At 71.0% G+C, this 24,651-nt stretch carries 38 protein-coding genes and 2 pseudogenes; 17 read left to right on the top strand and 23 right to left on the bottom strand.

What is annotated here, in order from left to right; genetic code table 11:
* Window positions 1-16 precede the first annotated feature (16 nt).
* Complete coding sequence (locus tag JL475_RS00850) at window positions 17-175, top strand: toxin-antitoxin system HicB family antitoxin (protein ID WP_202273998.1); 159 nt, start codon at window positions 17-19, stop codon at window positions 173-175.
* A gap of 104 nt (window positions 176-279) precedes the next feature.
* Here the strand turns inward: JL475_RS00850 and JL475_RS39670 are convergent.
* Window positions 280-401 (bottom strand): annotated as a pseudogene (locus JL475_RS39670) (LuxR C-terminal-related transcriptional regulator); the annotation flags it as partial.
* Window positions 402-609: 208 nt separating this feature from the next.
* On the opposite strand from JL475_RS39670, the gene JL475_RS00845 reads away from it, so the two are divergent.
* Entirely contained in the window at window positions 610-1,017 is a 408-nt protein-coding gene (locus JL475_RS00845) for a CoA-binding protein (protein ID WP_202273997.1), read from the top strand.
* A gap of 24 nt (window positions 1,018-1,041) precedes the next feature.
* Here JL475_RS00845 and JL475_RS00840 read toward each other — a convergent pair whose 3' ends face one another.
* The 3 genes from JL475_RS00840 to JL475_RS00830 form a co-directional block, all read right to left on the bottom strand.
* The gene (locus JL475_RS00840) at window positions 1,042-1,644 is read right to left on the bottom strand and encodes a hypothetical protein (protein ID WP_202273996.1); all 603 of its coding nucleotides are present in this window, start codon (window positions 1,642-1,644) and stop codon (window positions 1,042-1,044) included.
* A 22-nt stretch (window positions 1,645-1,666) separates the two neighbouring features.
* A complete protein-coding gene (gene htpX, locus JL475_RS00835; RefSeq protein ID WP_202273995.1) occupies window positions 1,667-2,581 on the bottom strand; it encodes a zinc metalloprotease HtpX in 915 nt (304 codons plus the stop codon).
* Window positions 2,582-2,728: 147 nt separating this feature from the next.
* The gene (locus tag JL475_RS00830) at window positions 2,729-3,088 is read right to left on the bottom strand and encodes a metalloregulator ArsR/SmtB family transcription factor (protein WP_202273994.1); all 360 of its coding nucleotides are present in this window, start codon (window positions 3,086-3,088) and stop codon (window positions 2,729-2,731) included.
* A gap of 61 nt (window positions 3,089-3,149) precedes the next feature.
* Between JL475_RS00830 and JL475_RS00825 the strand changes: the two genes are divergently transcribed.
* A complete protein-coding gene (locus JL475_RS00825) occupies window positions 3,150-4,181 on the top strand; it encodes a cation diffusion facilitator family transporter (protein ID WP_202273993.1) in 1,032 nt (343 codons plus the stop codon).
* 43 nt (window positions 4,182-4,224) lie between these two features.
* Here the strand turns inward: JL475_RS00825 and JL475_RS00820 are convergent, their stop codons facing one another.
* The 3 genes from JL475_RS00820 to JL475_RS00810 form a co-directional block, all read right to left on the bottom strand.
* Window positions 4,225-4,782, bottom strand: a complete 558-nt coding sequence (locus JL475_RS00820) for a YbaK/EbsC family protein (RefSeq protein ID WP_202273992.1) — start codon at window positions 4,780-4,782, stop codon at window positions 4,225-4,227.
* Between the two features lie 43 nt (window positions 4,783-4,825).
* Window positions 4,826-5,398 (bottom strand): helix-turn-helix domain-containing protein, encoded by a 573-nt coding sequence (locus tag JL475_RS00815; protein WP_202274585.1) that lies wholly within the window; start codon window positions 5,396-5,398, stop codon window positions 4,826-4,828.
* A 164-nt stretch (window positions 5,399-5,562) separates the two neighbouring features.
* On the bottom strand, window positions 5,563-6,345 hold the full coding sequence (locus JL475_RS00810; protein ID WP_202273991.1) for an acyltransferase: 783 nt from the start codon (window positions 6,343-6,345) through the stop codon (window positions 5,563-5,565).
* 108 nt (window positions 6,346-6,453) lie between these two features.
* Here JL475_RS00810 and JL475_RS00805 point away from each other — a divergent pair, with 108 nt between their 5' ends.
* A complete protein-coding gene (locus JL475_RS00805; protein WP_202273990.1) occupies window positions 6,454-6,987 on the top strand; it encodes a gamma carbonic anhydrase family protein in 534 nt (177 codons plus the stop codon).
* Window positions 6,988-7,035: 48 nt separating this feature from the next.
* On the opposite strand, the gene JL475_RS00800 is transcribed toward JL475_RS00805, so the two are convergent.
* Entirely contained in the window at window positions 7,036-7,944 is a 909-nt protein-coding gene (locus tag JL475_RS00800; protein ID WP_202273989.1) for a universal stress protein, read from the bottom strand.
* A 272-nt stretch (window positions 7,945-8,216) separates the two neighbouring features.
* On the opposite strand from JL475_RS00800, the gene JL475_RS00795 reads away from it, so the two are divergent.
* Window positions 8,217-8,681 (top strand): cyclic nucleotide-binding domain-containing protein, encoded by a 465-nt coding sequence (locus JL475_RS00795; protein ID WP_202273988.1) that lies wholly within the window; start codon window positions 8,217-8,219, stop codon window positions 8,679-8,681.
* Window positions 8,682-8,724: 43 nt separating this feature from the next.
* Here the strand turns inward: JL475_RS00795 and JL475_RS00790 are convergent, their stop codons facing one another.
* Complete coding sequence (locus tag JL475_RS00790) at window positions 8,725-9,162, bottom strand: DUF4442 domain-containing protein (protein WP_202274583.1); 438 nt, start codon at window positions 9,160-9,162, stop codon at window positions 8,725-8,727.
* Between the two features lie 178 nt (window positions 9,163-9,340).
* Between JL475_RS00790 and JL475_RS00785 the strand changes: the two genes are divergently transcribed.
* On the top strand, window positions 9,341-10,357 hold the full coding sequence (locus JL475_RS00785) for a hypothetical protein (protein ID WP_202273987.1): 1,017 nt from the start codon (window positions 9,341-9,343) through the stop codon (window positions 10,355-10,357).
* Between the two features lie 92 nt (window positions 10,358-10,449).
* Window positions 10,450-11,742, top strand: coding sequence for an MFS transporter (locus tag JL475_RS00780; RefSeq protein ID WP_202273986.1), 1,293 nt, complete (start codon window positions 10,450-10,452; stop codon window positions 11,740-11,742).
* On the opposite strand, the gene JL475_RS00775 is transcribed toward JL475_RS00780, so the two are convergent.
* From JL475_RS00775 to JL475_RS00765, 3 genes and pseudogenes are all read right to left on the bottom strand, one after another.
* Window positions 11,704-12,549, bottom strand: a complete 846-nt coding sequence (locus JL475_RS00775) for a fused MFS/spermidine synthase (protein ID WP_307824919.1) — start codon at window positions 12,547-12,549, stop codon at window positions 11,704-11,706. The genes JL475_RS00780 and JL475_RS00775 overlap by 39 nt on opposite strands.
* Before the next feature lie 111 nt (window positions 12,550-12,660).
* The gene (gene tuf / locus JL475_RS00770) at window positions 12,661-13,830 is read right to left on the bottom strand and encodes an elongation factor Tu (protein WP_202273984.1); all 1,170 of its coding nucleotides are present in this window, start codon (window positions 13,828-13,830) and stop codon (window positions 12,661-12,663) included.
* 309 nt (window positions 13,831-14,139) lie between these two features.
* A pseudogene (locus tag JL475_RS00765) lies at window positions 14,140-14,622 on the bottom strand (DNA alkylation repair protein).
* A gap of 49 nt (window positions 14,623-14,671) precedes the next feature.
* Between JL475_RS00765 and JL475_RS00760 the strand changes: the two are divergent.
* The 3 genes from JL475_RS00760 (at window position 14,672) to JL475_RS39665 (ending at window position 17,419) form a co-directional block, all read left to right on the top strand.
* Window positions 14,672-15,487: a TVP38/TMEM64 family protein gene (locus JL475_RS00760; protein WP_202273983.1), complete on the top strand. Its 816-nt coding sequence runs from the start codon at window positions 14,672-14,674 to the stop codon at window positions 15,485-15,487.
* A 226-nt stretch (window positions 15,488-15,713) separates the two neighbouring features.
* Entirely contained in the window at window positions 15,714-16,589 is an 876-nt protein-coding gene (locus tag JL475_RS00755) for an undecaprenyl-diphosphate phosphatase (RefSeq protein ID WP_202273982.1), read from the top strand.
* Window positions 16,590-17,188: 599 nt separating this feature from the next.
* Window positions 17,189-17,419, top strand: coding sequence for a helix-turn-helix transcriptional regulator (locus tag JL475_RS39665; protein WP_202273981.1), 231 nt, complete (start codon window positions 17,189-17,191; stop codon window positions 17,417-17,419).
* Window positions 17,420-17,536: 117 nt separating this feature from the next.
* Here JL475_RS39665 and JL475_RS00745 read toward each other — a convergent pair whose 3' ends face one another.
* Window positions 17,537-17,713, bottom strand: coding sequence for a hypothetical protein (locus tag JL475_RS00745; protein ID WP_202273980.1), 177 nt, complete (start codon window positions 17,711-17,713; stop codon window positions 17,537-17,539).
* 333 nt (window positions 17,714-18,046) lie between these two features.
* Here JL475_RS00745 and JL475_RS00740 point away from each other — a divergent pair, with 333 nt between their 5' ends.
* Window positions 18,047-18,292, top strand: a complete 246-nt coding sequence (locus JL475_RS00740) for a winged helix-turn-helix domain-containing protein (protein ID WP_202273979.1) — start codon at window positions 18,047-18,049, stop codon at window positions 18,290-18,292.
* Window positions 18,293-18,373: 81 nt separating this feature from the next.
* Window positions 18,374-18,520: a hypothetical protein gene (locus JL475_RS00735; protein ID WP_307824917.1), complete on the top strand. Its 147-nt coding sequence runs from the start codon at window positions 18,374-18,376 to the stop codon at window positions 18,518-18,520.
* Window positions 18,521-18,574: 54 nt separating this feature from the next.
* Here the strand turns inward: JL475_RS00735 and JL475_RS00730 are convergent, their stop codons facing one another.
* Genes JL475_RS00730 through JL475_RS00715 form a run of 4 tightly spaced genes read right to left on the bottom strand, consistent with a single transcriptional unit; the run spans window position 18,575 to window position 20,329 of the window.
* Window positions 18,575-19,177 (bottom strand): helix-turn-helix transcriptional regulator, encoded by a 603-nt coding sequence (locus JL475_RS00730; RefSeq protein ID WP_202273977.1) that lies wholly within the window; start codon window positions 19,175-19,177, stop codon window positions 18,575-18,577.
* 32 nt (window positions 19,178-19,209) lie between these two features.
* A complete protein-coding gene (locus JL475_RS00725; protein ID WP_202273976.1) occupies window positions 19,210-19,374 on the bottom strand; it encodes a hypothetical protein in 165 nt (54 codons plus the stop codon).
* Window positions 19,374-19,856 (bottom strand): hypothetical protein, encoded by a 483-nt coding sequence (locus JL475_RS00720; RefSeq protein ID WP_202273975.1) that lies wholly within the window; start codon window positions 19,854-19,856, stop codon window positions 19,374-19,376. The genes JL475_RS00725 and JL475_RS00720 overlap by 1 nt, the downstream gene beginning before the upstream one ends.
* A gap of 11 nt (window positions 19,857-19,867) precedes the next feature.
* Window positions 19,868-20,329 (bottom strand): hypothetical protein, encoded by a 462-nt coding sequence (locus tag JL475_RS00715; RefSeq protein ID WP_202273974.1) that lies wholly within the window; start codon window positions 20,327-20,329, stop codon window positions 19,868-19,870.
* Window positions 20,330-20,420: 91 nt separating this feature from the next.
* On the opposite strand from JL475_RS00715, the gene JL475_RS00710 reads away from it, so the two are divergent.
* The 3 genes from JL475_RS00710 (at window position 20,421) to JL475_RS00700 (ending at window position 21,143) form a co-directional block, all read left to right on the top strand.
* Window positions 20,421-20,648 (top strand): hypothetical protein, encoded by a 228-nt coding sequence (locus JL475_RS00710; protein WP_202273973.1) that lies wholly within the window; start codon window positions 20,421-20,423, stop codon window positions 20,646-20,648.
* 9 nt (window positions 20,649-20,657) lie between these two features.
* Entirely contained in the window at window positions 20,658-20,858 is a 201-nt protein-coding gene (locus tag JL475_RS00705; RefSeq protein WP_202273972.1) for a hypothetical protein, read from the top strand.
* A gap of 90 nt (window positions 20,859-20,948) precedes the next feature.
* On the top strand, window positions 20,949-21,143 hold the full coding sequence (locus JL475_RS00700; RefSeq protein WP_202273971.1) for a hypothetical protein: 195 nt from the start codon (window positions 20,949-20,951) through the stop codon (window positions 21,141-21,143).
* A 77-nt stretch (window positions 21,144-21,220) separates the two neighbouring features.
* Here JL475_RS00700 and JL475_RS41125 read toward each other — a convergent pair whose 3' ends face one another.
* Together JL475_RS41125 and JL475_RS00695 are read right to left on the bottom strand one after the other, a co-directional pair.
* On the bottom strand, window positions 21,221-21,346 hold the full coding sequence (locus JL475_RS41125) for a hypothetical protein (protein ID WP_272932880.1): 126 nt from the start codon (window positions 21,344-21,346) through the stop codon (window positions 21,221-21,223).
* 20 nt (window positions 21,347-21,366) lie between these two features.
* Window positions 21,367-21,561 (bottom strand): hypothetical protein, encoded by a 195-nt coding sequence (locus JL475_RS00695; protein ID WP_202273970.1) that lies wholly within the window; start codon window positions 21,559-21,561, stop codon window positions 21,367-21,369.
* Window positions 21,562-21,831: 270 nt separating this feature from the next.
* Between JL475_RS00695 and JL475_RS41120 the strand changes: the two genes are divergently transcribed.
* Both JL475_RS41120 and JL475_RS00690 read left to right on the top strand, forming a co-directional pair.
* Entirely contained in the window at window positions 21,832-21,963 is a 132-nt protein-coding gene (locus JL475_RS41120) for a hypothetical protein (protein ID WP_272932879.1), read from the top strand.
* 68 nt (window positions 21,964-22,031) lie between these two features.
* Complete coding sequence (locus tag JL475_RS00690; protein ID WP_202274631.1) at window positions 22,032-22,217, top strand: hypothetical protein; 186 nt, start codon at window positions 22,032-22,034, stop codon at window positions 22,215-22,217.
* Window positions 22,218-22,219: 2 nt separating this feature from the next.
* Here JL475_RS00690 and JL475_RS00685 read toward each other — a convergent pair whose 3' ends face one another.
* The 4 genes from JL475_RS00685 to JL475_RS00670 all read right to left on the bottom strand — a co-directional run bounded on the left by JL475_RS00685 (window position 22,220) and on the right by JL475_RS00670 (window position 24,616).
* Entirely contained in the window at window positions 22,220-22,474 is a 255-nt protein-coding gene (locus tag JL475_RS00685; RefSeq protein WP_202273969.1) for a hypothetical protein, read from the bottom strand.
* A gap of 95 nt (window positions 22,475-22,569) precedes the next feature.
* Complete coding sequence (locus JL475_RS00680) at window positions 22,570-22,890, bottom strand: hypothetical protein (RefSeq protein WP_202273968.1); 321 nt, start codon at window positions 22,888-22,890, stop codon at window positions 22,570-22,572.
* Between the two features lie 11 nt (window positions 22,891-22,901).
* The gene (locus JL475_RS00675; RefSeq protein WP_307824913.1) at window positions 22,902-23,540 is read right to left on the bottom strand and encodes an endonuclease domain-containing protein; all 639 of its coding nucleotides are present in this window, start codon (window positions 23,538-23,540) and stop codon (window positions 22,902-22,904) included.
* Window positions 23,537-24,616, bottom strand: coding sequence for a hypothetical protein (locus tag JL475_RS00670; protein ID WP_202273967.1), 1,080 nt, complete (start codon window positions 24,614-24,616; stop codon window positions 23,537-23,539). Before JL475_RS00670 ends, JL475_RS00675 begins: the two co-directional genes overlap by 4 nt.
* Between the last annotated feature and the right edge of the window lie 35 nt (window positions 24,617-24,651).

Here is a 24,651-nt window from a genome sequence, read left to right as displayed (position 1 = left end):
CCACTAGTCTTGGACCATGGATGAAGAGAAGCGCATCACGCTCCGGCTGCCCGCCGACCTTCACGCGTGGCTGGCCGCTCAGGCCAAGTCCGCCCGCAGGTCACTCAACTCCGAGATCGTCTACCGCCTGGAGGGCGAGCGCACCGCCGCCGAGACAGACACCGAATCGCCCTGACGGCGGTTCGGCTTTCCCTGCCCTGCTCCGCAGGAGTCCGATTCTCCCCCGCAAGCGGGAGGTACCCCCACCTCGGCCTGAAGGCCGGGGCATCCTCGGAGGAACTCGGTGATCGCCCGAGCGATGCGCGTCTTGGCCGTGAGCGGGGAGATCACCAGCCGCGCGGCGACCTGGTCGTTCGACAGCCCGGCCGCGACCAGTGCACCACCTCGCGCTCCCGGACGGTGAAGGTCGCGGCGACGTCCCGCCCACGCAGTCACCCGCTCGTACTCCGCGTGAACACGCCGTACATCGATCGTGGTACGGACATCGCTCCGGGCAGGCGGTCCCCACCGCCCGGTGGAGGGCACCGGGCGGTGCTCGCCGAAGCGAAATAGTCGCGGTGCTCATGGGGTTGTCACAGCATCGAGATCACGTATCCGCAGGAGGCGTCCATGTACGGTGACGGTGCCACGGTCCGCAGAATCCTGTCCGAGACGGGCGACACCTGGGCCGTGGTGGGCCTGTCGTCGAACCGGCAGCGCGCGGCGTACGGCGTCGCCCAGGTGTTGCAGCGCTTCGGCAAGCGGGTGGTGCCGGTGCATCCGAAGGCCGAGACGGTGCACGGCGAGCAGGGGTACGCCTCGCTCGCGGACATCCCCTTCGAGGTGGACGTCGTCGACGTGTTCGTGAACAGCGAACTGGCCGGAGCGGTCGCGGACGAGGCCGTCGCCAAGGGCGCCAAGGCGGTGTGGTTCCAGCTGGACGTCGTCGACGAGGCGGCCTACGAGCGGACCCGCGCGGCGGGCCTGGACATGGTGATGGACCGCTGTCCGGCGATCGAGATACCGCGGCTGGGCTGACCGGGGCCGGGCCGGCGGCAGGCCTCAGGGCCGGGGCCCCGTGAGACCCGGGGCGCCCCACACCGGGAACCAGCGGGCCAGATCGTCCTCGATGCGCAGGTCGTCCGCGAGGAGTGCCCTGATCTGGAGTTCCAACGCGTTGTCGCGCCGCTCCGTGCCGTCGGGGAGCGGTGCGAACGGGTAGAAGGTGCCGCGCTTGTAGAGATAGACCAGCGCCAGGGCCCGGGGGTCCGACGTGGCCCGGAACCCGATCAGGGAGCAGAGGAGTTGCGGGCCGAAGCCCGCGTCCTGGAGGAGCGTGTTGACGGCGTGCAGATCGTTGACCAGTGAGGCGGTGTCGTCGGCGGGTTGATGGACGAGGAGCCACGTGTACCCGTACGCGTCCTTGGTGTACTCGACGGGCGTGCCGCCCCGGCCGGTGTCGGCGTCGAGCAGGTCCCGTACCTCTTGTTGGAGCCGGTCGAAGGCGCCGCCCTCCACGCTCGCGAAGCAGACCGATCCGGTCCCGGTCGGTGTGAACCCCGCCCCCGCCTGCACGGTGATCGCGGCCGCGGGCAGGCTGAAGAGCTGGTCGAGGTCCGGGCGCACCGGTTTGCTGCGGCCGAGGATGGTGTCGAGGAGTCCCACGGCACGGCACCTCCATGGATCGTCATGCCCGGCCGAGCTGGGCCGAGATCCGGCCGAGCTGGTCGAGGCGCTGTTCGAGGGTGGGGTGGGAGGAGAGCAGCCGGCTCAGGCTCTCCCGGGAGGAGAAGGCCGGTGCGAACCAGAAGGCGTTGAACGGCTCTGCCCGGCGAAGGTCCTTCGTCGGGATCCTCGCCATCTCGCCGGTCACCTTGGTGAGCGCGGACGCGAGTGCGGACGGCCGGCCGGTGAGCAACGCGGCGGAGCGGTCGGCGGACAGTTCGCGGTAGCGGGACAGCAGCCGGGTCAGCAGGAAGCTGATCACGTACACGACGGCACTGACCAGGGGGATCAGGACCGCCACGAGGGCGGTGGTGCTGTCACGGCTGGTGCGGCCGAGCCCGGTGTAGAGCGCGGCGCGGGTCATGAAACCGGCCAGGACACCCAGGAACGACGCGATGGTCATCACGGCGACGTCCCGATGGGCGACATGCGACAGCTCATGGGCGAGGACGCCCTCCAGTTCCTCCGGTTCCAGACGGCGGAGCAGACCCGTGGTGACGCACACGAGGGCCGTTCTCTCGTTGCGGCCGGTGGCGAAGGCGTTCGGTAGGTCACTGTCGGCGATCGCCACCCGCGGCTTGGGTATGTCGGCGAGGGCGCAGATGCGGTCCACGGAGCCGTGGAGCCCGGGAGCCTGCTCGGGGGTCACCTCGCGCGCCCCCATGCTGAAGGCCGCGATCCGGTCGCTGAACCAGAACTGCGCGACGAACAGGACGCCCGCGAACAGCAGGATGACGGGCCACGCGTTCTTCAGGAGGGCCAGCAGAACGCCGACGAAGACGACATAGAGCAGTCCGATCAGGAACATCGTCGTCACCATGCGGGTGGTGAGGCCCCGGTCCGGGGCGTACCGCGAATGCGACCGGGTCCTGGGCATCCGGATCACCTCCAGTGAACGTGCACTGCCACACTGCACATCCCTCTCCTGCCAGTGTGCTCCTTCCGCGCACGACGGTGCCTGCCGCGGGCCCCGTCGGCCCGGGCCGAGGTGCACGGCACGAGGCGTCTGCGCCCGCTGCTGCCGTCAGTCGTGCGGGGGACGGCCGCCGATCCGGTGGTCGGCCACGTTCAGCGCCTCGTCCACCAGCCGGCGCAGATGTCCGTCGCGCAGTGAGTAGATCACCCTGCGGCCCTCCTTCCGCGTGTCCACCAGCCCCGCGAGGCGCAGCCGTGCCAGGTGCTGGCTGACCGCGGGTCGCGCCGCCCCGCACGCCTCGGTGAGTGTGCCGACGTCGGCCTCGCCGCCGGTCAGGGTGTGCAGCAGGATCAGCCGGGTGCGGTCGCCGAGCAGGGCGAGGAGCTCCGCCGCGAGCGTGAACTGCTGGTCGCCGGGGGTGCGCGGGTGCGCATCGTGCGCAGGTGACAGGTGCATGCGTGCGCTCATACGCACATAATGGTCCCCTGGGCGGCACCCCGTCCACCCCGCCCACCGGAAGGGGATCCACATGAGCGTCCGGCACGAGCACCCGCACCCGCACCCGCACCCCGGTACGTCCCCGCGTCATCGTCTCCGCCACCTGCTCACCCCGCACTCCCACGAGACCGCGGACAAGCTCGACTCCGCCCTCGAGTCCTCGGCCCGCGGCCTGCGGGCGCTGTGGATCTCGCTGGTGGTGCTCGGCGTGACGGCGCTGGCCCAGGCGGTCGTGGTGGCCGCCTCGGGCTCGGTCGCGCTGCTCGGCGACACGGTGCACAACACCGCGGACGCGCTGACCGCCGTACCGCTCGCCCTCGCCTTCGTGCTGGGCCGGCGCGCCGCAACCCGCCGTTTCACCTACGGCTACGGCCGGGCCGAGGACCTGGCCGGCATCGCGATCGTGCTGGCGATCGCCGCCTCCGCGGCGTTCGCCTGCTGGACGGCGGTGGACCGGCTGCTCGATCCGCGTCCCGTGGACCACGTCCCGGCGGTTGCCGTGGCCGCACTCGTCGGATTCGCGGGCAACGAGTGGGTGGCCCGCTACCGCATCCGGGTCGGCCGTGCCATCGGCTCGGCCGCGTTGGTCGCCGACGGACTGCACGCCCGGACGGACGGGTTCACCTCACTCGCCGTGCTGTTGGGGGCCGGCGGATCGGCTCTGGGGTGGCAGCTCGCGGACCCGGTCGTGGGACTGGTGATCACCGCGGCGATCGCCCTGGTGCTGAGGGACGCCGCGCGGGAGGTGTTCCGGCGGGTGATGGACGCCGTCGACCCGGCGCTCGTGGACCGGGCGGAGCAGGCACTGACCCGGGTCCCCGGAGTACGCGGCGTGAGTGAGCTGAGGCTGCGCTGGATCGGGCACCGGCTGCGCGCCGAGGTGGCGGTCGTGGTGGACGGCGGGGCGACGGTGCGGGAGGCCCATCGCATCGCGGTCGACGCCGAGCACACCCTGCTGCACGCCGTGCCCCGGCTGACCGCGGCCCTGGTCCACGCCGACCCGGAACCCGTCCCCGGCGAGCGGGACCCGCACCTGCCCCTGGCCCACCACGCGACGGCGTGACCGGCGCGTCCCGGCTCCGCCTGAGCGGGGCGCGACGCCCCGCTCAGGCCACTCCCAGTCCTTCCAGCACGACCGCACCCGGCAGTTCGGCGAAGGCCTTGCCCGGCACGAGGAGTTTGCCCTGCCGGCGCCCGCTGCCGACCAGCACGTACGGCAGGTCGACGACGGCCGCGTCCACCAGCACCGGCCAGTCGGCCGGGAGTCCGATCGGGGTGATGCCCCCGTACTCCATGCCGCTCTCCTCCGTGGCCGTGTCCATCGGGGCGAACGACGCCTTGCGGGCACCGAGCCGGCGGCGCACGACTCCGTTGACGTCGGCCCGGGTGGTGGACAGGACGACGCACGCGGCGAGGGTGGTTTCGCCGCCGCGCTTGCCCGCCACCACCACGCAGTTCGCCGACCGCTCCAGCAGGTCCTGGCCGTAGTGCTCCACGAAGACGGCGGTGTCGGCCCAGCGCGGGTCCGTGTCGACGTAGAGGATCTGCTCGGCGGGGACGCTGCCGTTCCAGGCTCGGACGGCCGCGGCGACCGGCGCGGTGAGTTCGTCGAGGCAGTCGGGAGCGGGGGTGGCGTGGTCGAAGGAGCCGATGGGTGCGCGCATGGCGGCACCGTAACAGCCGCTCGGCGGGCGCCGGTGGGGCGTCTCAGCGCACGGGCGGGACCGAGACCGCCATGACCATCTCCATGGGTTCGCCGCCCTGGTTGCCGTAGGTGTGCGGGGTGTCGGCCTCGAAGGAGGCGCTGGCGCCGGCCGGGACGCGGTGCTCCACGCCGTCGACGGTGAGCGTCAGCTCTCCGGCCGTGACGTGGACCAGCTCGACCGTGCCGACCGGGTGCGGGTCGGAGTCACTGCTCTCGCCCGGCATGAGACGCCAGTCCCACATCTCCACCGGTCCGGGGGCCTCGGTGCCCGCGAGCAGCCGGTTCCAGCTGCCGGCCTCGGTGTGCCAGAGCCGCACGGCCCGGTCGGCGGGGACGATACGGACCCTGGGGCCCCGCTCGTAGTCGAGCAGGGTGGTGATGCTGACGCCGAGCGCGTCGCCGATCTTGACGACGGTGCCGATGCTCGGGTTGGTGCGGGCCTGCTCGATCTGGATGAGCATGCCGCGGCTCACTCCGGCCCGCGCCGCGAGCGCGTCCAGGGTGAAGGCCCGTTCGGTGCGCCAGCGCTTGACGTTGCGCGCCAGCGACTGGGTCAGCAGCTCGAGATCCGACACGTTCCGTCCCATGTTCCGGATGACAGCGTTCAACTCGTTCGACTGCGGTGCGGTGCACCCGACTTCGACTGCGGTGCGGTGCACCCGATCGTCCACCGAACTGTACTGCGCGGCTCTCCGTGACAGCGGCCTTCGCCCTGGCCGCCGGCCCGCTGAGGACGGGGTCAGCCCTCGGGCTCCAGCTCGACCAGCCGGGCTGGTTCCTTGACGTCCTTGACGTCCTCGGCGTCCAGCGTCGCCAGTGCCCGCAGTTGCTCCGGGGTGACGCCCTCCGGGATCGGCACCGGTGCCGGAGTGCGCAGCGGCGGCTGCCATCCGTCGGCCGGGGTCCAGCGGCGTACGACGCGGGCCGGGGCGCCCGCGACCACGGCGTGGTCGGGCACCGTGCCCCGGACCACCGCGCCCGCGGCCACCACCACGTTCCGCCCGATCCGCGCGCCCGGGAGGATCACCGCCCCGGTGCCGATCCAGCAGCCGGGACCGATCTCCACCGGGTCCATCCGCGGCCACTGCTTGCCGATGGGCTCGTGGGGATCGTCGTAGGAGTGGTTGGTGGACGTGATGTAGACGTACGGCCCGAAGTAGCAGTCGCTGCCGATGGTGACGGTGGTGTCGGCGATGACATGGCTGCCGCGGCCCAGGACGACGCCGTCACCGAGGCGCAGGATCGGGGCGGGGCCCAGCTCCAGACCGGGCATCAGGCCGGCGGTGAGGGTGACCTGTTCGCCGATGATGCAGTGGGCGCCGAGGTGGATCCAGGGCTCACCGAAGACGGTGCCGAGCGGAAAGGCCAGCCTGGTGCCCGTTCCCATCGCGCCGAACCGGAAGCGACCGGGGTGCTCGGCGGTCACCGAGCCCGTGCGCTGCGCCCACGCCCAGCCCACGTGGACGGCGCGCTGCGCGAGGCGGCGCAGCCGGGACGAGAACGTGTTCCTGCTCTTCGGCACTCGCTCACCGTAGTCGGCGGGCGTGCCGCCGAAGAGCCGGACGCCCTGTGATCTTCACCCCACCGTGCCGGCGTACGGTGCCTGACAACACCCGACCAGGAGGCGACGATGACGCACAGGGCACTGATCACCGGTATCGGCGGCAGGGAGCCGCAGGTGGACCGGGAGGCCTTCGTGGCACCCACCGCCACGGTGATCGGGGACGTGACACTGCGGGCTGGCACCAGTGTCTGGTACGGCGCGGTCCTGCGCGGTGACGTGGAGAGCATCTCCGTCGGCGCGAGCAGCAACGTCCAGGACAACTGCACGCTGCACGCCGACCCCGGCTTCCCCGTCACCGTCGGCGAGCGGGTCTCCATCGGGCACAACGCCGTGGTGCACGGGGCGACGGTCGGGGACGACTGCCTGATCGGCATGGGTGCCACGGTGCTCAACGGCGCGGTGATCGGCGCCGGTTCCCTGGTGGCCGCACAGGCGCTGGTGCCGCAGGGCATGGAGGTACCGCCGGGCTCCCTCGTCGCGGGGGTCCCGGCGAAGGTCCGGCGGGAGCTCACGGAGGAGGAGCGTGCGGGACTGACGCTCAACGGGACGAGGTACGCGGAACTGGCGAAGGCGCACCGCGACGCGCACGGCACACCCTAGGACGGGACCGTGGCACCGTCCGGCGCCCCGGTCCCGCCTTCTGCCGGATCAGTCGTGCGCGACGACGGCGACGGGTGCCGCGGAGTGGTGCAGCACGGCGTGGGCGATGGGTCCGACGCGGATGCCGAACGGGTTTCGGCGGACGCGGCGCCCGACCACGACGAGCGAGGACTCCCGGGACGCCTCGATCAGCCGGATGGACGGGCTGCCGCCGAAGGACTCCTCCGTCACCTCGACGTCCCCGAACTCCGCTCGCCAGGGGAGGAGTGCCTTCGTCAGCGTCGCGGCCTGCTCCGCGCTGACCTCCTGGTACGTGTCCGGATCGGCCGGCAGTCCGTGGACGTAGTACGGCGGCAGGTTCCAGCCGTGCACGACGCGCAGGCCGGTGCCCCGGCGGGCCGCCTCGGCGAACGCGAACCGGATCACCGCGTCGTCGGGCCGGTCGGCGTCCACGCCGAGGAGGACGGGCCGGTAGCGGGTCGCGGCGGACGGGATGCCCGTGGGGTCCGGCTCGTGCTCCTCGGCGGCCTGCTCCCCGGCGCGGACCAGGACGACGGGCCGCTCGGCACGGGCCACGACGGCGAGGCCGACGGAGCCGACCAGGAATCCGGCGAAGGCGCCCATCCCCCGGGAGCCCAGCACGAGCAGTTCGGCGTCCTCGGCCGCCTTGGCGAGCACCTCGTGGGGCCGACCGGCGGTCTGCTCCGCGGCGACCTCGATGCCGGGGTGGCGCAGTCGCAGACCCTCGGCGGCCTCACGCCGCGCACTGTCCCAGTCGTCGGCGGAGGAGCTCTCCGCGCCGAGGAACGGTGCCCGGGCCACAGGCTCCGGAAGGGGCTCGCGGACCTCGAGCAGCCGGAGCGGCAGACCACGGAGCTTCGCCTCGCGGGCCGCCCATTCGGCCGCGGCCCGGCTCTCGGCCGAACCGTCGAAGCCGACCGTGATGGTGCGGGACATGACGTGCGCCTCCTGTTGTCGGTGGGATCATCCACAGCGTCGGGCGGGAGAATAGCCTGGCGACAGGGACCGCGGGTCCCCCGCGGGTGCCGAAGGGCCCACCCCGTGGAGAGGGGAGCGCCCGGGCCGCCGGGTCCCCTCGGCGTGCGGGACCGGCCTCGCACGGGACGGGCGTGAAGCATCAGGGCCGTACGGCCCATGGCCACGGACGGGGTTCCGCAGGAGGCTGAGATCACAACGGCAGTTCCCGCACCCCGTATGGGAGGTCCGCGATGTTCGCTCCACCGTCCCCCAGCATGCCGCGCGCTCTGCCCACCGAGCACCGGGTGAAACTCCTGCAGACCTCTCGGGAGGTGTCCTTCCCGCAAGGGGCCCGGCTGTTCGAGGAGGGTGGCCACGCGGACCGGTTCTGGGTGATCCGCACCGGCACCGTCGAACTCGACATGCACGTGCCCGGCCGCCGGGCCGTCGTCATCGAACGTCTCGGCCACAACGAACTCGTCGGCTGGTCCTGGCTGTACAGCCCGCACGTCTGGCATCTGGGCGCCGAGGCGGCCACTCCGGTGCGGGCCTACGAGTTCGACGCCGCGGCGGTCCACGCGCTGAGCAAGGAGGAGCCGGCCCTCGGGCGGGACCTCTCCCAATGGGTGGGCAACGTGGTCTCCCACCGGCTGCACGCCACCCGGGTCCGTCTGCTGGACCTGTACGGCCCTTACGGGGCGGGCAGCGGCGTCTGAACCGAACCCGCCACCGCCGCCCGCCGCCGGCCCGTCCCCTCGGTCAGCCGTTGGGACGGAGGGTCCAGACGACCGTCATCTCCCCGGTCACCGCGCCGTCCTCGCGCCGGATGGCGATCGACACCGGGAACTCGGGACGCCGACCCTCGTCCAGTTCCGCCACGACCTCGGCGGTCGGACGACCGAGGGTCGCGGTGGCGGTGACCGGGCCCATCGCCAGCTTCTTGTAGGCGATCTCGGCGCGGACCGCCAGCGGTACGGCTCGCGCGAGCTGGTCCCCGAAGGCGGCGAGCACGATGGCGCCGCTCGCCGACTCACCGAGGGTGAACATGGCACCGGCGTGCGGACCGCCCACGTGGTTGTGGTAGTCGCCCTGATCCGGCAGGGAGACCACGGCCCGCTCCGAAGTGGTCTCCAGGAACTCGAGGTTGAGGGTCCGGGCCATGGGCACCGTGGCGGCGAGCATCTCGCCGATGGTCATCTGGTCTTGGCTCATGGCCGCATGTTACCCATGAGTAGAACACGTCGGCCAGGCTCCGGGTCCGCCCCCCGACGGCCCGTACCGGCGGCCCGCCGCGCGGCGCTCCCCCCTGGTTGCTACGTCCCTGTCAAAGGGCGGTGACCTAATCGTTTCACTGGCAGGACTAGGGTGGCTGACCATGTGGCCAGGAAACCAGCCGCCCGGGGGCGAGCAGAACCCGCAGTCGAACAATCCGTATCAGCAGCCGGGATACCAGCAGCCGAATCCGTATCAGCAGCCCGGTGCCCAGCAGCCCAACCCCTACGCACAGCAGCAACAGCAGTGGGGGACGCCGGCCACCGTGGGCATGCCCCAGCCGCCGCAGGGCGGGGGCGGCGGGAACCGGACGAAGCTGGTGGCCGTCGTGGCGGCGACGGCTGTCGTCGTGGCCGCCGGTGTCACCGGTTTCCTGGTGCTGGGCGGCGACAAGGACGACACGGCCGGCAAGAAGGACGAGAAGCCGTCCGCGAGCGCGTCCGCGGACCCGTCCGCGGAGCCGAGCACATCCGAATCCGGCTCCGAGGACAACCCGCGGGGCGGTGAGGCGGAGAAGGCGACCGTCCCGGGCTGGCAGGTCGTCACGAACACCCGTTTCGGCACCAAGTTCGACGTCCCGGCCGACTGGGAGATCGAGACCCCCGGCACCAGTGTGGGCTTCGAATGGGAGGAGGAGGACGGCGAGATGGGCCGCACCACCGTCACCGCCCCGGCCTATCTGAAGTCCAAGTGGTGCACGAGCGACGACGACAAGGACGGCCGCGAGGAGGACACCTCCCTCGTCACCGCCGGAACCCGTGGTGAGAACGGCGCCAAGACCACTGACATGGCGGCGGAGACCCGTGTGCCGTGGTGGATCTTCGGCGGTTACACGCAGCCCGACAAGAAGAGCGTGAAGACGGAGAAGCCCAAGGCGTACACGACCGCCTCGGGTCTCAAGGGCAGCCTCGCCACCGCGCACTCGGAGGGCACGCCGCAGAACGGCAAGTGCGACAGCGAGGGCAAGGCGATCACCTTCGCGTTCAAGAACGGTGCCGGGGACTTCGTCACCTGGAACCTGTACGGCGCCAAGGGCGTCAAGGACGAGATCCCGGAAGAGACCGTGCAGAAGATCCTCAGCACGGTGCGGCTCACCGAGGAAGCGCCGACCGAGTCGTGACGGGGCCGTAGCGGACGGCGGACGGCGGGAAACGGGCGGAGCGGCCCTCGGCACATTTGGCAAGTCGGCCACCCCCCGGCGATAGTCACGGGGTGCCGACCATCGATTCCCGTCGCCGTCCCGCCTGGGCGGGCCGCAACTACACGCTGCTGACCGCGTCCGCGGTGGTGACGAGCCTGGGCAGTCACGGTGCGCTGATCGCCTCCGCGTTCGCGGTGCTGGCCGCGGGCGGGGACGCCGGCGACGTGGGCCTGGTGGCCGCCGCCCGCACCCTGCCGCTGGTGCTGTTCCTGCTGATCGGTGGTGCCGTCGCGGACCGGCTGCCGCGCCACCATGTGATGGTCGCGGCCAACGTCCTGAACTGCCTCTCGCAGGCCGCGTTCGCGGCCCTCGTCCTGGCCGGTGAGGCCCAGCTGTGGCAGATGATGCTGCTCAGCGGCCTGGGCGGAGTCGGCCAGGCGTTCTTCGGTCCCGCCGCCGAGGGCATGCTGCTCTCCTCGGTCGAGGGCGAACAGGCCGGCCGGGCGTTCGCGGTGTTCCGGATGGCGATGCAGGGCGCGACGCTCGGCGGCGCCGCCCTGGGCGGCCTCATGATCGCCGCGATGGGGCCGGGCTGGGTGCTCGCGGCGGACGCGGCCGCCTTCGCGGTCGCGGCGGCGCTGCGCACCTTCCTCGACGTGAAGCACATCCCGCCGCGCGCCCCGGGCGGTGGTCTGCTCTCCGACCTCCGGGACGGGTGGCGGGAGTTCTCCGGCCGGCCCTGGCTGTGGGGCATCGTCATCCAGTTCTCCATCGCCAACGCGGTCGTCGGTGCCGCCGACGCGGTCTACGGTCCGCTCGTGGCCCGGGACCATCTGGGCGGTGCCGCGCCGTGGGGCCTGGCTCTGGCCTTCTTCGGCGGGGGCACGGTGCTGGGAGCGCTGCTGATGACGCGCTGGAAACCGCGCCGCCTGCTGTTCGTCGGCACCCTGTGCGTGTTCCCGTTGGCCCTGCCGTCCGCCGCGCTCGCCGTTCCGGTACCGGTGGCGGTGCTGTGTGCGGTGATGTGCCTGACCGGTGTGACCGTGGAGGTGTTCGGCGTCTCCTGGATGACGGCCCTGCACCAGGAGATACCGGAGGAGAAACTCTCCCGGGTGTCGGCCTACGACTGGTTCGGCTCGGTGGCGCTGGTGCCGGCCACGATGGCGCTGGCGGGCCCCGTCGAGTCGGCGTTCGGCCGCACGGAGGCGCTGTGGGGCTGCGCCGCGCTGGTCGTCGTGGTCACGGCGGCGGTGCTGTGCGTACCGGACGTGCGCAACCTGCGCCGCCGGACCGTGCCCGTCGCCGGGGCGGTCCGGGGCACCGAGTCAGCCGATGCCGAACGCCCCGTCGGGGGGCTCGGGTGACGGTACGGCGTCCTCGTCCCGCACCGGCCGCGCCCCGCCGGTGAAGTCCCGCAGGGCCGCGCCGTGCTCGACGCGGGCGGGGAAGACGTCGGCGGCGGTGCGCCGGGCCAGGGCGGTGATGTCGAGGGGGCGGTGCGCGGCGGCCAGTACGGCGTTGCCGAAGCGGCGCCCGCGCAGGACTCCCGGCTCGGCGATCAGCACCAGCTCCTCGAAGACCGTGCCGAGCGTGGCCAGTTGGGAGCGCAGAAAGGCGAACGGGGCCGCGTCGGCGAGGTTGCCGAGGTAGACGCCGCCGTCCCGCAGGACGCGCGCGGCCTCGCGGGCGTAGGCGACGGAGGTCAGGTGCGCCGGGACCCGTGAGCCGCCGAAGACATCGGCGACGAGGACGTCCGCGGAGGCGTCGGGGGCGGCCTCCAGCCAGGCGCGGGCGTCCGCCGCGTGCAGCGTGACGTTCGCACCCTCGGGCAGCGGCAGCTGCTCGGTGACCAGGTCCAGCAGTTCCCCGTCGAACTCGACGACGTCCTGCCGGGAGCCGGGGCGGGTCGCGGCCAGGTAGCGGGGCAGGGTGAGCCCGCCGCCACCGAGGTGGATCGCGTCCAGCGGCTGCCCCGGCTCGGCGAGGGTGTCCAGGACGTGCCCGAGCCGCCGGATGTACTCGAACTCCAGATGAGCCGGAGCGTCCAGGTCGACGTACGACTGCGGCGCCCCGTCGACCGTCAGCAGCCAGGCCCGCTCACGGTCGACGTCGGGCATCAGCTTCGCGGTGCCGTGACCGACGGCGCGGGTCACGGGTATCGGCTCGTTCACAGTCCCCCATTGTGCCGCCATGACACCGGCCGGGTGCCCGACCCCGCCCCGTGCGCGGGGGCGGGGTCGGGCACCGGTGCCGCCTCTCGGACGGCCGTCGTCACCCGCCGTTCAGCCGACGGTCGTCACCGTCCCGGCACCGACCGTGCGACCGCCCTCGCGGATCGCGAATCCGAGCCCTGGCTCCAGCGGCACCTCGCGCCCCAGCCGTACGGTCATCGTCACCGTGTCGCCGGGCCGGGCGACCGCCGTCTCGCCGAGGTCGACGTCGCCGACGACGTCCGCGGTGCGGATGTAGAACTGCGGCCGGTACCCGGTCGCCACCGGTGTCGTACGGCCGCCCTCCCGGGCCGACAGCACGTACACCCGCGCCGTGAAGCTCCCGCTGGGCACCACGCTGCCCGGTGCGGCCACCACGTGCCCGCGTCGCACCGCGTCCCGCGGCACCCCGCGCAGCAGCAGCGCCACGTTGTCCCCGGCCTGCGCCTCCTCCATCGGCTTGCCGAAGGTCTCCAGGCCGGTGACCACCGACTCCAGCCCGGCGCCGAGCACCTCGACGCGGTCGCCGAGGCGGACCGTGCCACGCTCCACCGCACCGGTGACCACGGTCCCCCGGCCGGTGATGGTGAGCACGTTCTCCACCGGCAGCAGGAACGGCGCGTCCACGTACCGCTCGGGCAGGGGCACATAGGTGTCCACCGCGTCGAGCAGCGCGTCGATCGACGCCGTCCAGCGCGGGTCGCCCTCCAGCGCCCTGAGCCCCGAAACCCGTACGACGGGTACGGAGTCACCGCCGTAGCCGTGCGCGGAGAGCAGCTCTCGGATCTCCAGCTCGACCAGGTCGGTCAATTCCTCGTCGCCGGCGTCGGCCTTGTTGATCGCGACCACGATGTGGTCGACGCCCACCTGGCGGGCGAGCAGGACGTGTTCGGCGGTCTGCGGCATGATCCCGTCGAGCGCGGAGACGACGAGGATCGCCCCGTCGAGCTGCGCGGCTCCGGTGACCATGTTCTTGACGTAGTCGGCGTGGCCGGGCATGTCGACGTGCGCGTAGTGCCTGGTGTCGGTCTCGTACTCGACGTGCGCGATGTTGATGGTGATGCCGCGCGCGGCCTCCTCCGGCGCCCGGTCGATGCGGTCGAACGGGACGAAACCGCCGGAGCCGCGCTCGGCGAGGACCTTGGTGATGGCGGCGGTCAGGGTGGTCTTGCCGTGGTCGACATGACCCATCGTGCCGATGTTCAGATGCGGTTTGGTGCGGACGTACGCCGTCTTGGACATGGCGGTACCTCGAGGCCTCTCGATGGTGATGCGTGATCGGCCCCGGCCACGCGACGGATCGGCGCGCGGCCGGGACGGGGGACCCCAGGAACCTGGCCGACCCTCCCCCTGGGGGTCCGCCGGACGATCCGGGGAGGGTCAGCTTCGGGCGCCGTCGACGGCGGCGAGGAAAGCGGGAACGGCAGCCTTCGGGGCATCCGCGACCGCGGATGCTGCGAGGTGGAAGGCGTACCGGAACATGGCGTCGATCATTGCCGACGGCCCGTCCCGCGTCGAACGGTTTTCCGCGAGGTCACGGGAGCCGGGAGGTCACGCGGCGGTGTTGTCCGGAGTCCTCAGCGCCTCGCCTACGGACAGCGGCGCGAGGCGCCCCTGCTCGCGCGCCAGGAAGGCCCGTACGGCGTCCGGGTCGGTCTTGGCGTACTCGCGCAGGCACCAGCCGATCGCCGTGCGGACGAAGAAGTCCTGGTGGCCGGACCGGCGCAGCAGGTCCACGGCGAAGCAGGCGAAGTACTGGTACTCGCGCTCGGGCAGTTCCCAGCAGCGCAGGGCGATCGCGGCGCAGTCGGCCTCGTCGGGTCGGGGCAGGCCCTCCAGCACGGTGCGGGACAGGGTCCGGCGGACCGGGGTGGCCAGGCCCAGGAAGGAAGCCACGTCCTTCATCTACGCCCGCATGGCGACGGCCCGTTCCGGATCGGCAGCCGCCCCGTAGGCGGCGGTGAGCCGGTCCAGCACGGTGTCGGCGAGCCTGCTCCCCGGCACCCTGGGTGTTCCGGCCCCTGTGACGCTCATGAGACACACACTACGGCGACCGGACACATTCGTCGGTTAATGTCACCGGATGCTCGATGCCACCAACCGCTCTGGGGGCACCGCGACGGCCTCTCCCCGGGCCGTCGCCACGGAACTCACCGCTGCCGCCGTCTCCGTCCCCACGGCCGCCCCCGCACCGGCGTCCGGGCTCCCGCCCGTGCCCGCCACAGGTCTCCCCGCCCGCTGCGCCAGAGCCCTGCTGTCGCCCTGGTCGCGGCTGTCCCTGCTGGTCGTGCTGCTCGCCTCCGCGGCCTCGGCGATGCTGCTCCTGGAGCCGCAGAAGCTGCTGACCGACGGCTGGCCGCCGCAGCTCGGCGGGGCCGCGGCGGTCATGACGTACGCGGCGGCCTACGGGGTGTGCACGGTGGCGTTCGTGCCGCGCCCGCTGCTGAACCTCGCCGCGGGCGCGCTGTTCGGCAGCCAGTTGGGGCTCGGTGCCGCCCTGTCCGGCACGGTGCTCGGCGCCGGGATGGCCTTCTGCCTCGGCCGGGCACTCGGCCAGGACGCACTGCGTCCGCTCCTGCGGGGGCGCTGGCTGAAGGCAGCCGACAAGCAGCTGAGCCGGCACGGCTTCCGCTCGATGCTGGCGGCGCGGCTCTTCCCGGGGGTGCCGTTCGCCGCGTCGAACTACTGCGCCGCCGTCTCCCGGATGGGCCTACTGCCGTTCCTGCTGGCGACGGGGCTCGGCTCGATCCCGAACACCGCCGCCTACGCCGTCGCCGGCGCCCGCGCCTCGACACCGACGTCCCCCGCCTTCCTGATCGCGCTGGCCTGCATCACCGTGCCGGGCCTGCTCGGCGCGGTGATCGCGTGGCGCAAGCGGCGCGGGCCGCGCGGCCGTTGACGCCTCCAGCACTCCGCGAAGATCCGCCGCCGCCACGTCATGGCCGTTCCGGCACCGTCACATCGGCTCCAGGGGCCGAAGGCCCGCCCGGCACCTGGCGTCGGGGGCGTCATCTTGGGGCGCTACGCTTCGATCCCGGCACGCCTGATCACCGCACACCGTGCTTCGGCGTGCCTGCCACCCTTTTCCGCTTTTTCCTCGATCGGCACTTGGACACCGCTGCCTCATGTCTTGGTTCGAATCTCTCATCCTCGGACTCGTCCAGGGGCTGACCGAATTCCTGCCCATCTCCTCCAGCGCGCATCTGCGGCTGACCGCGGCCTTCTCCGGCTGGGAGGACCCGGGCGCGGCCTTCACCGCGATCACCCAGATCGGTACGGAAGCAGCCGTGCTCATCTACTTCCGCAAGGACATCGGGCGGATCCTGTCGGCCTGGACCCGCTCGCTCACCGACAAGGAGATGCGCCGGGACCACGACGCACGAATGGGCTGGCTGGTCATCGTCGGCTCGCTCCCGATCGGTGTTCTCGGCCTGACGCTGAAGGACCAGATCGAGGGGCCGTTCCGCGACCTGCGGCTCACCGCGACCATGCTGATCGTCATGGGCGTCGTCCTCGGTGTCGCCGACCGGCTGGCGGCGCGGGACGAGAGCGGCGGCCGGCACCGCACGCCCAAGCAGGGCAAGGAACTCAAGGACCTGACCGTCAAGGACGGCCTGATCTACGGATTCTGCCAGGCCCTGGCACTCATCCCGGGGGTCTCCCGATCCGGCGCCACCATCAGCGGCGGCCTGTTCATGGGGTACCGGCGTGAGGCCGCGGCCCGCTACTCCTTCCTGCTCGCGATTCCCGCGGTGCTCGCCTCCGGACTCTACGAACTCAAGGACGCCACCGACGGCGGTCACGTCACCTGGGGCCCCACGATCTTCGCGACGGTCGTCGCCTTCGCGGTCGGGTACGCGGTGATCGCGTGGTTCATGAAGTTCATCTCCACCAAGAGCTTCATGCCGTTCGTCTGGTACCGCATCGCGCTCGGCATCGTCATCATCGTCCTGGTCAGCATGGGTGTGCTGAGCCCGCACGCGGCGGAGTCGTCGGGCTGAGGGTCTGCTTCCGTGAGGGTTTCTCACTGCACATTCGCGCCTTGGATCGCGTAGTTTCTCGCAGATTTGCGTAGATGACTGAGGCGTTTTGCGGCTGGATTCTCCCAGTGTTCTCCCACGGGGGGTGCGGGAGAATCGAGAGCCGCCCTCCGGACCGGCCAACTTGGGAGGCGGGACCGGCGGTCTGGAGGGCGGCTCTGCGGTCGATGGGCGGGGTGCTGCCCGTCGACCGTTCATGGGGGTCCGGCGGTGCGGTCTGTGTCGCACCGCCCGGTGATGGCGCGCCCGTGGCGCCGCGGGGCGGCGCGTAGCCGGCGGGTGGTGCGTGGCTGGCTGGGGGCGGTTCATTGCCGGACTCCTGGGGTGGTGTGGGACGTCGCGTGTGGTTCGGTCCGCTGATATCCCGTGGATGCTGAATCGATTCCTCACTTCACCCGAAGAGGTGAACATACTTTCGATTCCTGGACAGTACCTATCGCCCTGCGGCATATGCCAGTCCGCAGGGCTGAGGTGATACCCGAACGGGGCTCATTTCATGATCGAAAAGTGCCTCAAATCTGCTGCTGACTTATGATCATGATCGGTAAACGGTTGGTCGGGTGCCAGCCGATCAGCCTGAGTGGGTTCTTGCGGCCCGCCGGGCGACCGGGGACCGTATCCGCGTCCGACGGCTGCACCAGAACATGACTCAGGAGTCCCTCGCCCATGCGGCGGGTGTGGACCGGTCGACGGTCCAGCGGATGGAGGCCGGGGCCGAGATGAAGCTCAGCCACCTGCTGCTCGTCGCTCACGCCCTGCGGGTCCATGTCACTGACCTCCTGCACGGCTAGGTATCAGCCATGGCCGTTCCTGTCCGATGCTACTGACAGCGAGTCAACAACAGGATGATCGTCGGCGGTAGTGGGTGTCAGCACCCATTAACCGACCGTCGAAGCTATGGCCAGCGATTACCGGCGTTCGACCCGGTGCGGCTTCCCGTGGTGGCAGCGGTGGCTGCACGTCAGCATCGGCACGGGCGTCCCGTTGCCGCACTGGAGGTCGATGTTGCCGTGGCAGTGCCCGCACTCGCCGAGCTGGCACGCCCCCGACACGCTGCCGTCCTTGGCGGCGGGCCGGCCGGTCACGGCGTGCTCCCCGTGCTGGTGGTCCTGGGGGCGGGGCAGACGTAGACGGGGCCGATGGTGGCCCCGGCTGGCGAGAGTGCTTCTCCGATGCGGAGTGGCTGGTGCCCTTGGCTGCCGCAGACGCAGGCGAGTTTCGTCTCGGGGGTCTGGTGCTGGGGCTGGGTTTCCGTAGGCTCGTCCACGTCGACGGCTCCCGTTCGTCGGCCACGCCCCCGGCCGGTAGCACGGCGCGGGGGTCCTGAAATTGCAGGGTACCGCTGCGGGATAGGCGGTATAACCCGACCTAGTCGTCTCGTCTCGCGTGGTCGGGTGAGTCCGCTTAGCGTCCGGATCATGAGGTGGGAGCCGGAGGTGCCGCGTTGGCGGCAGGTGTATGCCGTGATGTCGGAGCGGATCCTCGACGGCACCTATCCGCCTGGGGAGCGGCTTCCGTCGGCGATGGCGGTGTGCGATGAGTTCGGGATCAGTCAGGTGACGGCGAAGCGCGTACTGAAGGAGTTGCGGGCGGCCGGCCTGGCGGAGATGCAGGTCGGTGTCGGCACGTTCGTCACCGAGCTGCCGCAGCCGCCGGAGTCGTAGCCCGCTGTCCGACCCCGCGACTACGCTGGCGTCATGCTTCCCTCTCCTCTTCACCCGGGCCCTGTGCGCCCTGCTGTCGTGGTGAATGAGGAGATCCGCGCGCTGTGGCAGGACCCGAGGGTGCGGCTTTCGCCGGAGGGCCGGGCCCGGTATGAGGTGCTGGTGGCGGAGTGGACGCGGGCTGTCGCGGCAGAGCGGGCGTGCGGGGAGATCGACGTCGCCGCGTAGGCTGACACGACGGCGCCCCCGCCTGTTTCGGTCAGGCGGGGGCGCTCGTCTGGGTTACGGCGCGCCGTGCTCCAACTCGCTGTTCACCAGCACGGAGAGCGCCCTGAGGAAGTTGTCGCGGCGAGCCACCGTCTTAGCGAGCTGCTGCTCACGGTCGCCACCAGGGGGTGTCAGGCCCAGTGCGGCGTCGGGCGTGCTGCCGAAAACCGCCGTCACGGCAACAGCCAACCCCAACTCCACCCCACGCTCGCCCCGCTCTACCTTGGCGATCTGCGACTGCGTGATGGATAGGCCTCGGTTCCTCAGTGCCACGGCCAGCTTGTCCTGCGACATCCCGGCGCGCTGTCGCTCAGCCTTGAGCCAGCCAGCGAACGTCGCATTGACATCGCCGATCACGGACTGTTCATCGCTGCTGGTGGGGCTGTCGCCGTCAAGCACGGCACGGGCGGATCCAGGGGTCCAGCCGAGTGCATCCGCCATGATGTCGATCGACTTCGGCCAGCGGGCGCTTGGGACGCGCCCCTCTTCGGCGGTCTGGATCGCCTTCTCGGATAGGCCCGTCTCCACCGCTAGGGTGCGGCGACTCAACTCGCGCGCCTCGCGCGCCTCACGCAATGACGCGCCGAGTCGTTTCCAGTCGGCATCGGACCACTTCATCGCTTCCCCTCCTTCGGGCATGGTCAGTGTCCTCACTTCTCGTCGGCCATGCGGCGCAGCGGGGCGGCGGGTGCGTCGAGGATCTCGCACATGCCGCACGTGAACGCGGGCGACCGGACGTCGCCCTTGGCGAGCGGACACGTCTCACGGTGCAGCTCCCAGGCCCGCCTCAGCTTGTCCTGGATCGTCTCGCCCATCAGGCGTTCACCGTGGCGGGCGGGGTGAAGTCCTCGTGGCGGCTGCTGCCAGCGCTGAGGATGTACAGGTAGATGGTGGCGCCGTTGTGGTAGGTGATCGTCGCGCCGTAGCGGACGGCGCCGGGGGTGTCGCGGTCCTGGTACAGGCGGACGCTGGCGGTCTCCGCTGGTGCGGCGGCGACGGCAAGCCCGACGAGGTACTGCTCCAGCGCGGCCAGCGACAGGCTGCGGCCGTCGGTCGGGTCGGGGATGGGCAGATCCGGGTGGGGGGTGCTGGCGACGGGTGGGGCCGGGTGGTCGTGGCGCTCCCCGTCGGCGAGCCTGCCGACGATCTGCACGTTGACCGGGGCGCATCCCGGGATGGTGGCGGTGATGCCGTGGGGGGAGCGGGTGAAGCCCGCTTCACTGTAGGTGCGAGCGGTGAGGCGTTTGTCGTGGTTGATGGCGTCGGTGAGGAGACGCTCAAACCGGTCGGGGCGCATAGTTGGTGTCCTTACTGCTCGTCCGTCAGGCTCTGCATGGGGTAGTTGACCGCCCGGGTGAGCGGCGGGTAGTCGGCGTCCGCGCCCCCGGCGAGCAGGGCCAGGGACCATGCGGTCGTGACGTGCTCGAAGTTCTGCCGGGTCCGGTGGTACTCGTCGGCGGCGGCCCGGACGTACCGCGCGGCGGCCGTGCTGTACCGGGTGGCCTCGCTGGTGCAGGTGAGGATGTCCCCGAGCAGCGCGTCGATGGCCAGGTACCAGGTGTTCAGCATCTTGGCGTGCTCGCGCAGCATGTCGCGGGTGGCGTCCTGCCCGAACTCGGTCTCGTGCCAGCGGACGTGCTCCACGTCGAAGGCGTCGAAGCAGCACTTCAGGCCGCTGTTGTGGACGGCGGCTTCGAAGTCGAAGATGGCGCGGGTCTCGCCGGGTGTGAACGCCTCGGTCTCGTGCTCGTAGATCTCCAGGTCGGCCATGGTCGGTGCTCCCGCTTCCCATTGGTGGCTTGCCACCAATAGTCTCGCGCACCCTTTGACCGGTGGCAAGCCACCTGCCAGAATCCATCCCATGACCAGCGGAGAGGAACGCCGACGACAGCACCGCCACCGACACAAAGGCCGGTACGTGCGCGGTGTCTCCGACGAGCTGTGGGCCGACTTCGAGCAGGCCGCCGCCGCGCTCGACAGCGACCGGTCAGCCGAGATCCGCCGCTACATCGAATGGGCCGTGCGCAGGCCAGAAGCCGAGGAACCCCGACGGCCAGCCGCACCCGAACCGCAGGACGACCCCACGTAGACTCCGCCCGTGAGCACCTTCGACTTCCCCTCCGACCTGCTGGCGGCCGAGCGCGCCGCGTGGGAGGCCATCCAGACCGGGACCCTCACCGTCGCCCAGGCGACCGCCGTGCACGACGGCATCACCGCCTACGCGAGCGAGGTTGGAGCCGACCGGCATCAGGTGGAGATGGCGCTCAAGCGGGCCGTGCGGCACCCGGCGGAGGGCTGAAACCTTGCGGACATCCGCAAAGTAACGGCCTGACCTGCGGCGGGGGAAGGCGGCTCAGACAAGACGCCGAACCTGTGCCACCGTCACCCCATGGACAACGTGCAGCGGATCTACCGCCGATCAGAGAAGCGCCACATCCCCCGCCGACCCTGCCCCGACTGCGGCACCCCAATACGAGGCCACTGGAAAGAACACCCCGGGCTCGGCGTCGACCTCGACCCGCAAGGCAGCGTCACCTGGCGATGCCACGGCGAGCAATGCCTCACCGGCAGGGAAAGCTTCTGACAGCAGTCCGCCCCGTCTGCGTGACCAGACGGGGCGGCTTCAGCACAGCGCCAGCATGGGCTGATGTTCCGACCATGCTACGGCGCGCCGCCGACACTGCCGGGGCACGTGGACAAGCGGTACTCGTCGACAGGCGGGGCCTCCCCCACGATGTCGGGGATCTCGTCGTCCTGCTGCGGCTGCTGCTCGTTCTCGTCGCTCATCCCGCCAGCATCGCAGAGGCTCACGGCGTCTCGGGCCACGTCGTCAACACGCGGCCGGTCTCCTCGTCGACGAGGGTGATGCGGGCGCCGGGCTGGCCCCAAGCGCCGACCCACTCCGTGAATTTGCCGCGGGCCGTCGCCTCCGACGCCCACCAGCCCTGTGCCGCCGGACGGCCGGCTGAGGTGAGGGTGAGGTGGTAGCGCTGATCAGACACGCATCACCAGCCCCTCACTCACTGCTATGGTCACTCCGCTTGGTCAAGCGCCGCAGGACTTCTGCGCCACGGTCTCACCGTAGGCGACCTGCCGGACAACCAGGAAAGTGACAACGACAGCCAGGAACGAGACAGCCACGTGTATGGCGCCCAAGAGCGGCCGACACGGGCCGGCTCCGTCCTGCCCAAGTCGGCAACCGGCCCGGAACCCCCGGGACCGGCCAACCACCGGAACCCGCCGGGTACCGGACCGACCGGAAGCAGGACCACATGGGAGTCGAGTTCATCCTCGGTATCGCCGTCGGAATCGCCACGCCGTCAGCCGCGAAGAAGGCGAAGGCGAAGCTCAAGCCGCGGCTCGCCCGGATCGTGAAGTCACTCGCGGAGTACAAGGACAGCTGACACGCAAGGGGCCCGCCTCGACGGGAGCGAGGCGGGCCGCTGTCAGTGCCACCAGCGAGAATGCCCGCATGACGACCACCATGCAGAACTACTCGCTCACCTGGACCGACCCCGACGGCGTACCCCAGGCGTCCGCCGTCGCCTACGACCAGCCGTCCGCCGACCGACGGAAGACCGAGCTCGAGGCCGCCGGCTGCACCGGGGTGGAGATCGTGGCCGTCCGGCCCGGGGAGCTGCCCGAACCGCGGGCGTGAGCTCAGGCAGCCGCGACGGAGGCGGAGTGCCCGCAGTCCTTCCATGTCGCGGTGAACGTGTCGCCGTCCTCAGATGCCACCACCCGCAGCTCGTCGGCATCCCGCAGGCAGAACGGGCACGTGTAGCGGGCCGTGCGAACAAAGGGCCGCTCGCAGGCCCAAGGGGTGATGTCCGGTTCCGGGATGCTGTCGCGGACCTGCTCCATGTACTGGTCCCACGCCTTGCGCGGCCACGTTGCGGCTGCCTGCTCGCTCATGAACCCAGCATCCCACCCCGACGCAGAAGGGCCCGCCGCGACGGGGGTGCGCGGCGAGCCTTCTGTCAGTGTGGCACGGGGAGCGGCGGCGGGGGCTACCTTCGGCGCTGCCCGCCCATCGGGGTGCTGATGGTCCGCGGGCGTGAGCCCTTCCTCAGCTCTCGCCGCTCGGCCGCCATCTCTTCGTACACCTCGTGTGCGTACTGCTTGACCTCGTCGAAGGACTCGCTCTCACCTTCGAAGGTCTTGCCCGTCCCCATCTGGCTCCAGACCTGGGCATGCCAGTAGGGCGCGTCTTCGATGATGGTGCCGTCCTCTTCTTCGTCCGGGTGGTTGACGATCTCCCCGATCTTCTGGTCGTCCTCGTAGAGGTCGAAGTGGTCCGGGTCTGCAGTCGGGCGGATGTCCAGGGTCATGAGCGGTCCCTTCAGGCGCTGGGGCGGAATCGGTCGGTGATGTTGGCGAACAGGGCTTCGGCTGCGTCGACGTGGGCGGCGTTGCGTTGGGCCGCATGGGGAACCTCGGCGACGACGGCGGAGCCGCCCCACGGTGAGCCGTACTGTTCCTCGATGCCCAGCATCACGGCAGGCGGACGCTCCCTGTAGGCGGCGAACGCCGGGGCGTCGCCCAATCCTTCCGCCGTGTTGCAGCTGGTGCATAGCAGTCCACGGACGAGCCCGGTCTTGTGGCAGTGGTCGACGAGGAGGCGGTCAGGGGAGGCGCTGCACATGGCGCACGCGCCGGCCTGCCACCTGCGCAGGGCCTCGATGGCAGACAGGTGGTGCGGCACTTCCCCGTCGGGGACTTGCCAGACATGGCAGGACGGGATGCCCTGCCGGTCGAGGAGTTCGGCCTCGGCGAAGGTGGGGCGCCCCTGCGTCGTGGCGCCCAGCCATTCACGCTCGGCAGTGTCCCGGCGCTTCACTTCCTGCTGCGCCCACTCCAGCGACGCCCGCGCATCCTCGGCGGTCCGGTGTTCGGAGCAGGGGCCGCCACGCCGCATGCATGGCTGGCCGTTCGTCTTCGGGCGTCCGCAGCGCGGGATCTCTGTCAGGTCTCTCGTCACAGGCCGATCCCCCTCATTGGGTTCTCCTTGCGGGCGTCGACGACGCGGATGTACTCCAGGACTTGCGGGGAGCCTTCGGCCCAACGGCCCTGGTTCCTGATGGCGGAGAGCGGCGCCTTGTTCTTGTACGCCTCGCCTGCGCCGCCGGCCCGGAAGCCGTGGGCTGTGTACGTGAGCTTGTCGTTGGGGAGGGCGCGTGCTGCGCGCCGTTGCACCATCTCGTTGATGGCGTCGCCGGACATCGTGTCGTGGGTGATCTGGTCCCACTGGTTGATGGCGCGCAGGAGCCGGCCGGTGGTGATGCCGCGTTCGACGAGGGCTTCCTTGTACACGCGGACGACACGGACGGGGTCGGTCTCGTTGTGGACGCCGCGGGGCACGACGACTTCGGCTCCGTCGCCTTCCTGGTCGGTCTTGGATGAGCGGATGAGGATGGTCAGGTCGCCTTCCTCGTCCTCGCGGACGTCCTCCAGGTAGAGGCCGGCGAGTTCGGAGCGGCGGGCCATCATGGTGAAGCCGAGGATGAAGATGACGCGGTCGCGTAGTCCGGCGAGCGTGGCGGGGTCGCAGTCGGCGATGAGCAGTCGGAGCTTGTCGAGGTTGATGGCGGGCGCCTTGCGTTTCCGTGTGCCGCTTTCGGAGCGCGCCTTCTTGTAGCCCTTGAGGACGCGCAGGGCCGGAGCGGTCTCTGGTTGGTCGCGGTATCCGGCCGCGCGGTGGGCGACTCGGATGACGGCGATGGCCTGCTCGATGCTGGAGGGCGCAGGCGTGCGGCCAGTGCGTGCGGACGGTGTGGTCGTGAGGTGGCGGACGTACTGTGCGAGTGTCTTGGCGGTCGCGGGCAGTGGCACCCTGCCTTCTTCCGTGCACCAGTTGGCGAAGGTCTCCCACTGGCGACCGTAGGCGCGGCGGGTGTTGTCGGGGATGGAGTCTTCGATGGCTTGGCGGGTGTCATCGGAGAGTTCGTGATCCCGTTCGGTGTGGACGGTGCTCGCCGGGGGATGCCCGGCTGTCGCTGGGAGGCGGTCCACGTCCACGAGCTCGGCTTCGATCGGCTCCTCTGAGGTCTCGGTCACCCCCCAATCTTACCGCTGATAAGGAAGGTTATCCG

The sequence above is a fragment of the Streptomyces sp. M2CJ-2 genome (assembly GCF_016757295.1).
In the GTDB taxonomy this organism is placed as follows: domain Bacteria; phylum Actinomycetota; class Actinomycetes; order Streptomycetales; family Streptomycetaceae; genus Streptomyces.
The sequence above is the reverse complement of the archived record's forward strand: the minus strand, read 5'-3'. Positions and strand labels throughout refer to the sequence as shown.

Excerpts from the sequence above, each read along its gene's own strand:
- JL475_RS00850 (WP_202273998.1), top strand. The coding sequence starts at position 17 with ATGGATGAAGAGAAGCGCATCACGCTCCGGCTGCCCGCCGACCTTCAC.
- JL475_RS00845 (WP_202273997.1), top strand. The coding sequence starts at position 610 with ATGTACGGTGACGGTGCCACGGTCCGCAGAATCCTGTCCGAGACGGGC.
- htpX (WP_202273995.1), bottom strand. The coding sequence starts at position 2,581 with ATGCCCAGGACCCGGTCGCATTCGCGGTACGCCCCGGACCGGGGCCTC.
- JL475_RS00830 (WP_202273994.1), bottom strand. The coding sequence starts at position 3,088 with ATGAGCGCACGCATGCACCTGTCACCTGCGCACGATGCGCACCCGCGC.
- JL475_RS00825 (WP_202273993.1), top strand. The coding sequence starts at position 3,150 with ATGAGCGTCCGGCACGAGCACCCGCACCCGCACCCGCACCCCGGTACG.
- JL475_RS00820 (WP_202273992.1), bottom strand. The coding sequence starts at position 4,782 with ATGCGCGCACCCATCGGCTCCTTCGACCACGCCACCCCCGCTCCCGAC.
- JL475_RS00805 (WP_202273990.1), top strand. The coding sequence starts at position 6,454 with ATGACGCACAGGGCACTGATCACCGGTATCGGCGGCAGGGAGCCGCAG.
- JL475_RS00800 (WP_202273989.1), bottom strand. The coding sequence starts at position 7,944 with ATGTCCCGCACCATCACGGTCGGCTTCGACGGTTCGGCCGAGAGCCGG.
- JL475_RS00795 (WP_202273988.1), top strand. The coding sequence starts at position 8,217 with ATGTTCGCTCCACCGTCCCCCAGCATGCCGCGCGCTCTGCCCACCGAG.
- JL475_RS00790 (WP_202274583.1), bottom strand. The coding sequence starts at position 9,162 with ATGACCATCGGCGAGATGCTCGCCGCCACGGTGCCCATGGCCCGGACC.
- JL475_RS00785 (WP_202273987.1), top strand. The coding sequence starts at position 9,341 with ATGTGGCCAGGAAACCAGCCGCCCGGGGGCGAGCAGAACCCGCAGTCG.
- tuf (WP_202273984.1), bottom strand. The coding sequence starts at position 13,830 with ATGTCCAAGACGGCGTACGTCCGCACCAAACCGCATCTGAACATCGGC.
- JL475_RS00760 (WP_202273983.1), top strand. The coding sequence starts at position 14,672 with ATGCTCGATGCCACCAACCGCTCTGGGGGCACCGCGACGGCCTCTCCC.
- JL475_RS00755 (WP_202273982.1), top strand. The coding sequence starts at position 15,714 with ATGTCTTGGTTCGAATCTCTCATCCTCGGACTCGTCCAGGGGCTGACC.
- JL475_RS00740 (WP_202273979.1), top strand. The coding sequence starts at position 18,047 with ATGAGGTGGGAGCCGGAGGTGCCGCGTTGGCGGCAGGTGTATGCCGTG.
- JL475_RS00730 (WP_202273977.1), bottom strand. The coding sequence starts at position 19,177 with ATGAAGTGGTCCGATGCCGACTGGAAACGACTCGGCGCGTCATTGCGT.
- JL475_RS00725 (WP_202273976.1), bottom strand. The coding sequence starts at position 19,374 with ATGGGCGAGACGATCCAGGACAAGCTGAGGCGGGCCTGGGAGCTGCAC.
- JL475_RS00720 (WP_202273975.1), bottom strand. The coding sequence starts at position 19,856 with ATGCGCCCCGACCGGTTTGAGCGTCTCCTCACCGACGCCATCAACCAC.
- JL475_RS00715 (WP_202273974.1), bottom strand. The coding sequence starts at position 20,329 with ATGGCCGACCTGGAGATCTACGAGCACGAGACCGAGGCGTTCACACCC.
- JL475_RS00710 (WP_202273973.1), top strand. The coding sequence starts at position 20,421 with ATGACCAGCGGAGAGGAACGCCGACGACAGCACCGCCACCGACACAAA.
- JL475_RS00700 (WP_202273971.1), top strand. The coding sequence starts at position 20,949 with ATGGACAACGTGCAGCGGATCTACCGCCGATCAGAGAAGCGCCACATC.
- JL475_RS41125 (WP_272932880.1), bottom strand. The coding sequence starts at position 21,346 with ATGAGCGACGAGAACGAGCAGCAGCCGCAGCAGGACGACGAGATCCCC.
- JL475_RS41120 (WP_272932879.1), top strand. The coding sequence starts at position 21,832 with ATGGGAGTCGAGTTCATCCTCGGTATCGCCGTCGGAATCGCCACGCCG.
- JL475_RS00690 (WP_202274631.1), top strand. The coding sequence starts at position 22,032 with ATGACGACCACCATGCAGAACTACTCGCTCACCTGGACCGACCCCGAC.
- JL475_RS00685 (WP_202273969.1), bottom strand. The coding sequence starts at position 22,474 with ATGAGCGAGCAGGCAGCCGCAACGTGGCCGCGCAAGGCGTGGGACCAG.
- JL475_RS00680 (WP_202273968.1), bottom strand. The coding sequence starts at position 22,890 with ATGACCCTGGACATCCGCCCGACTGCAGACCCGGACCACTTCGACCTC.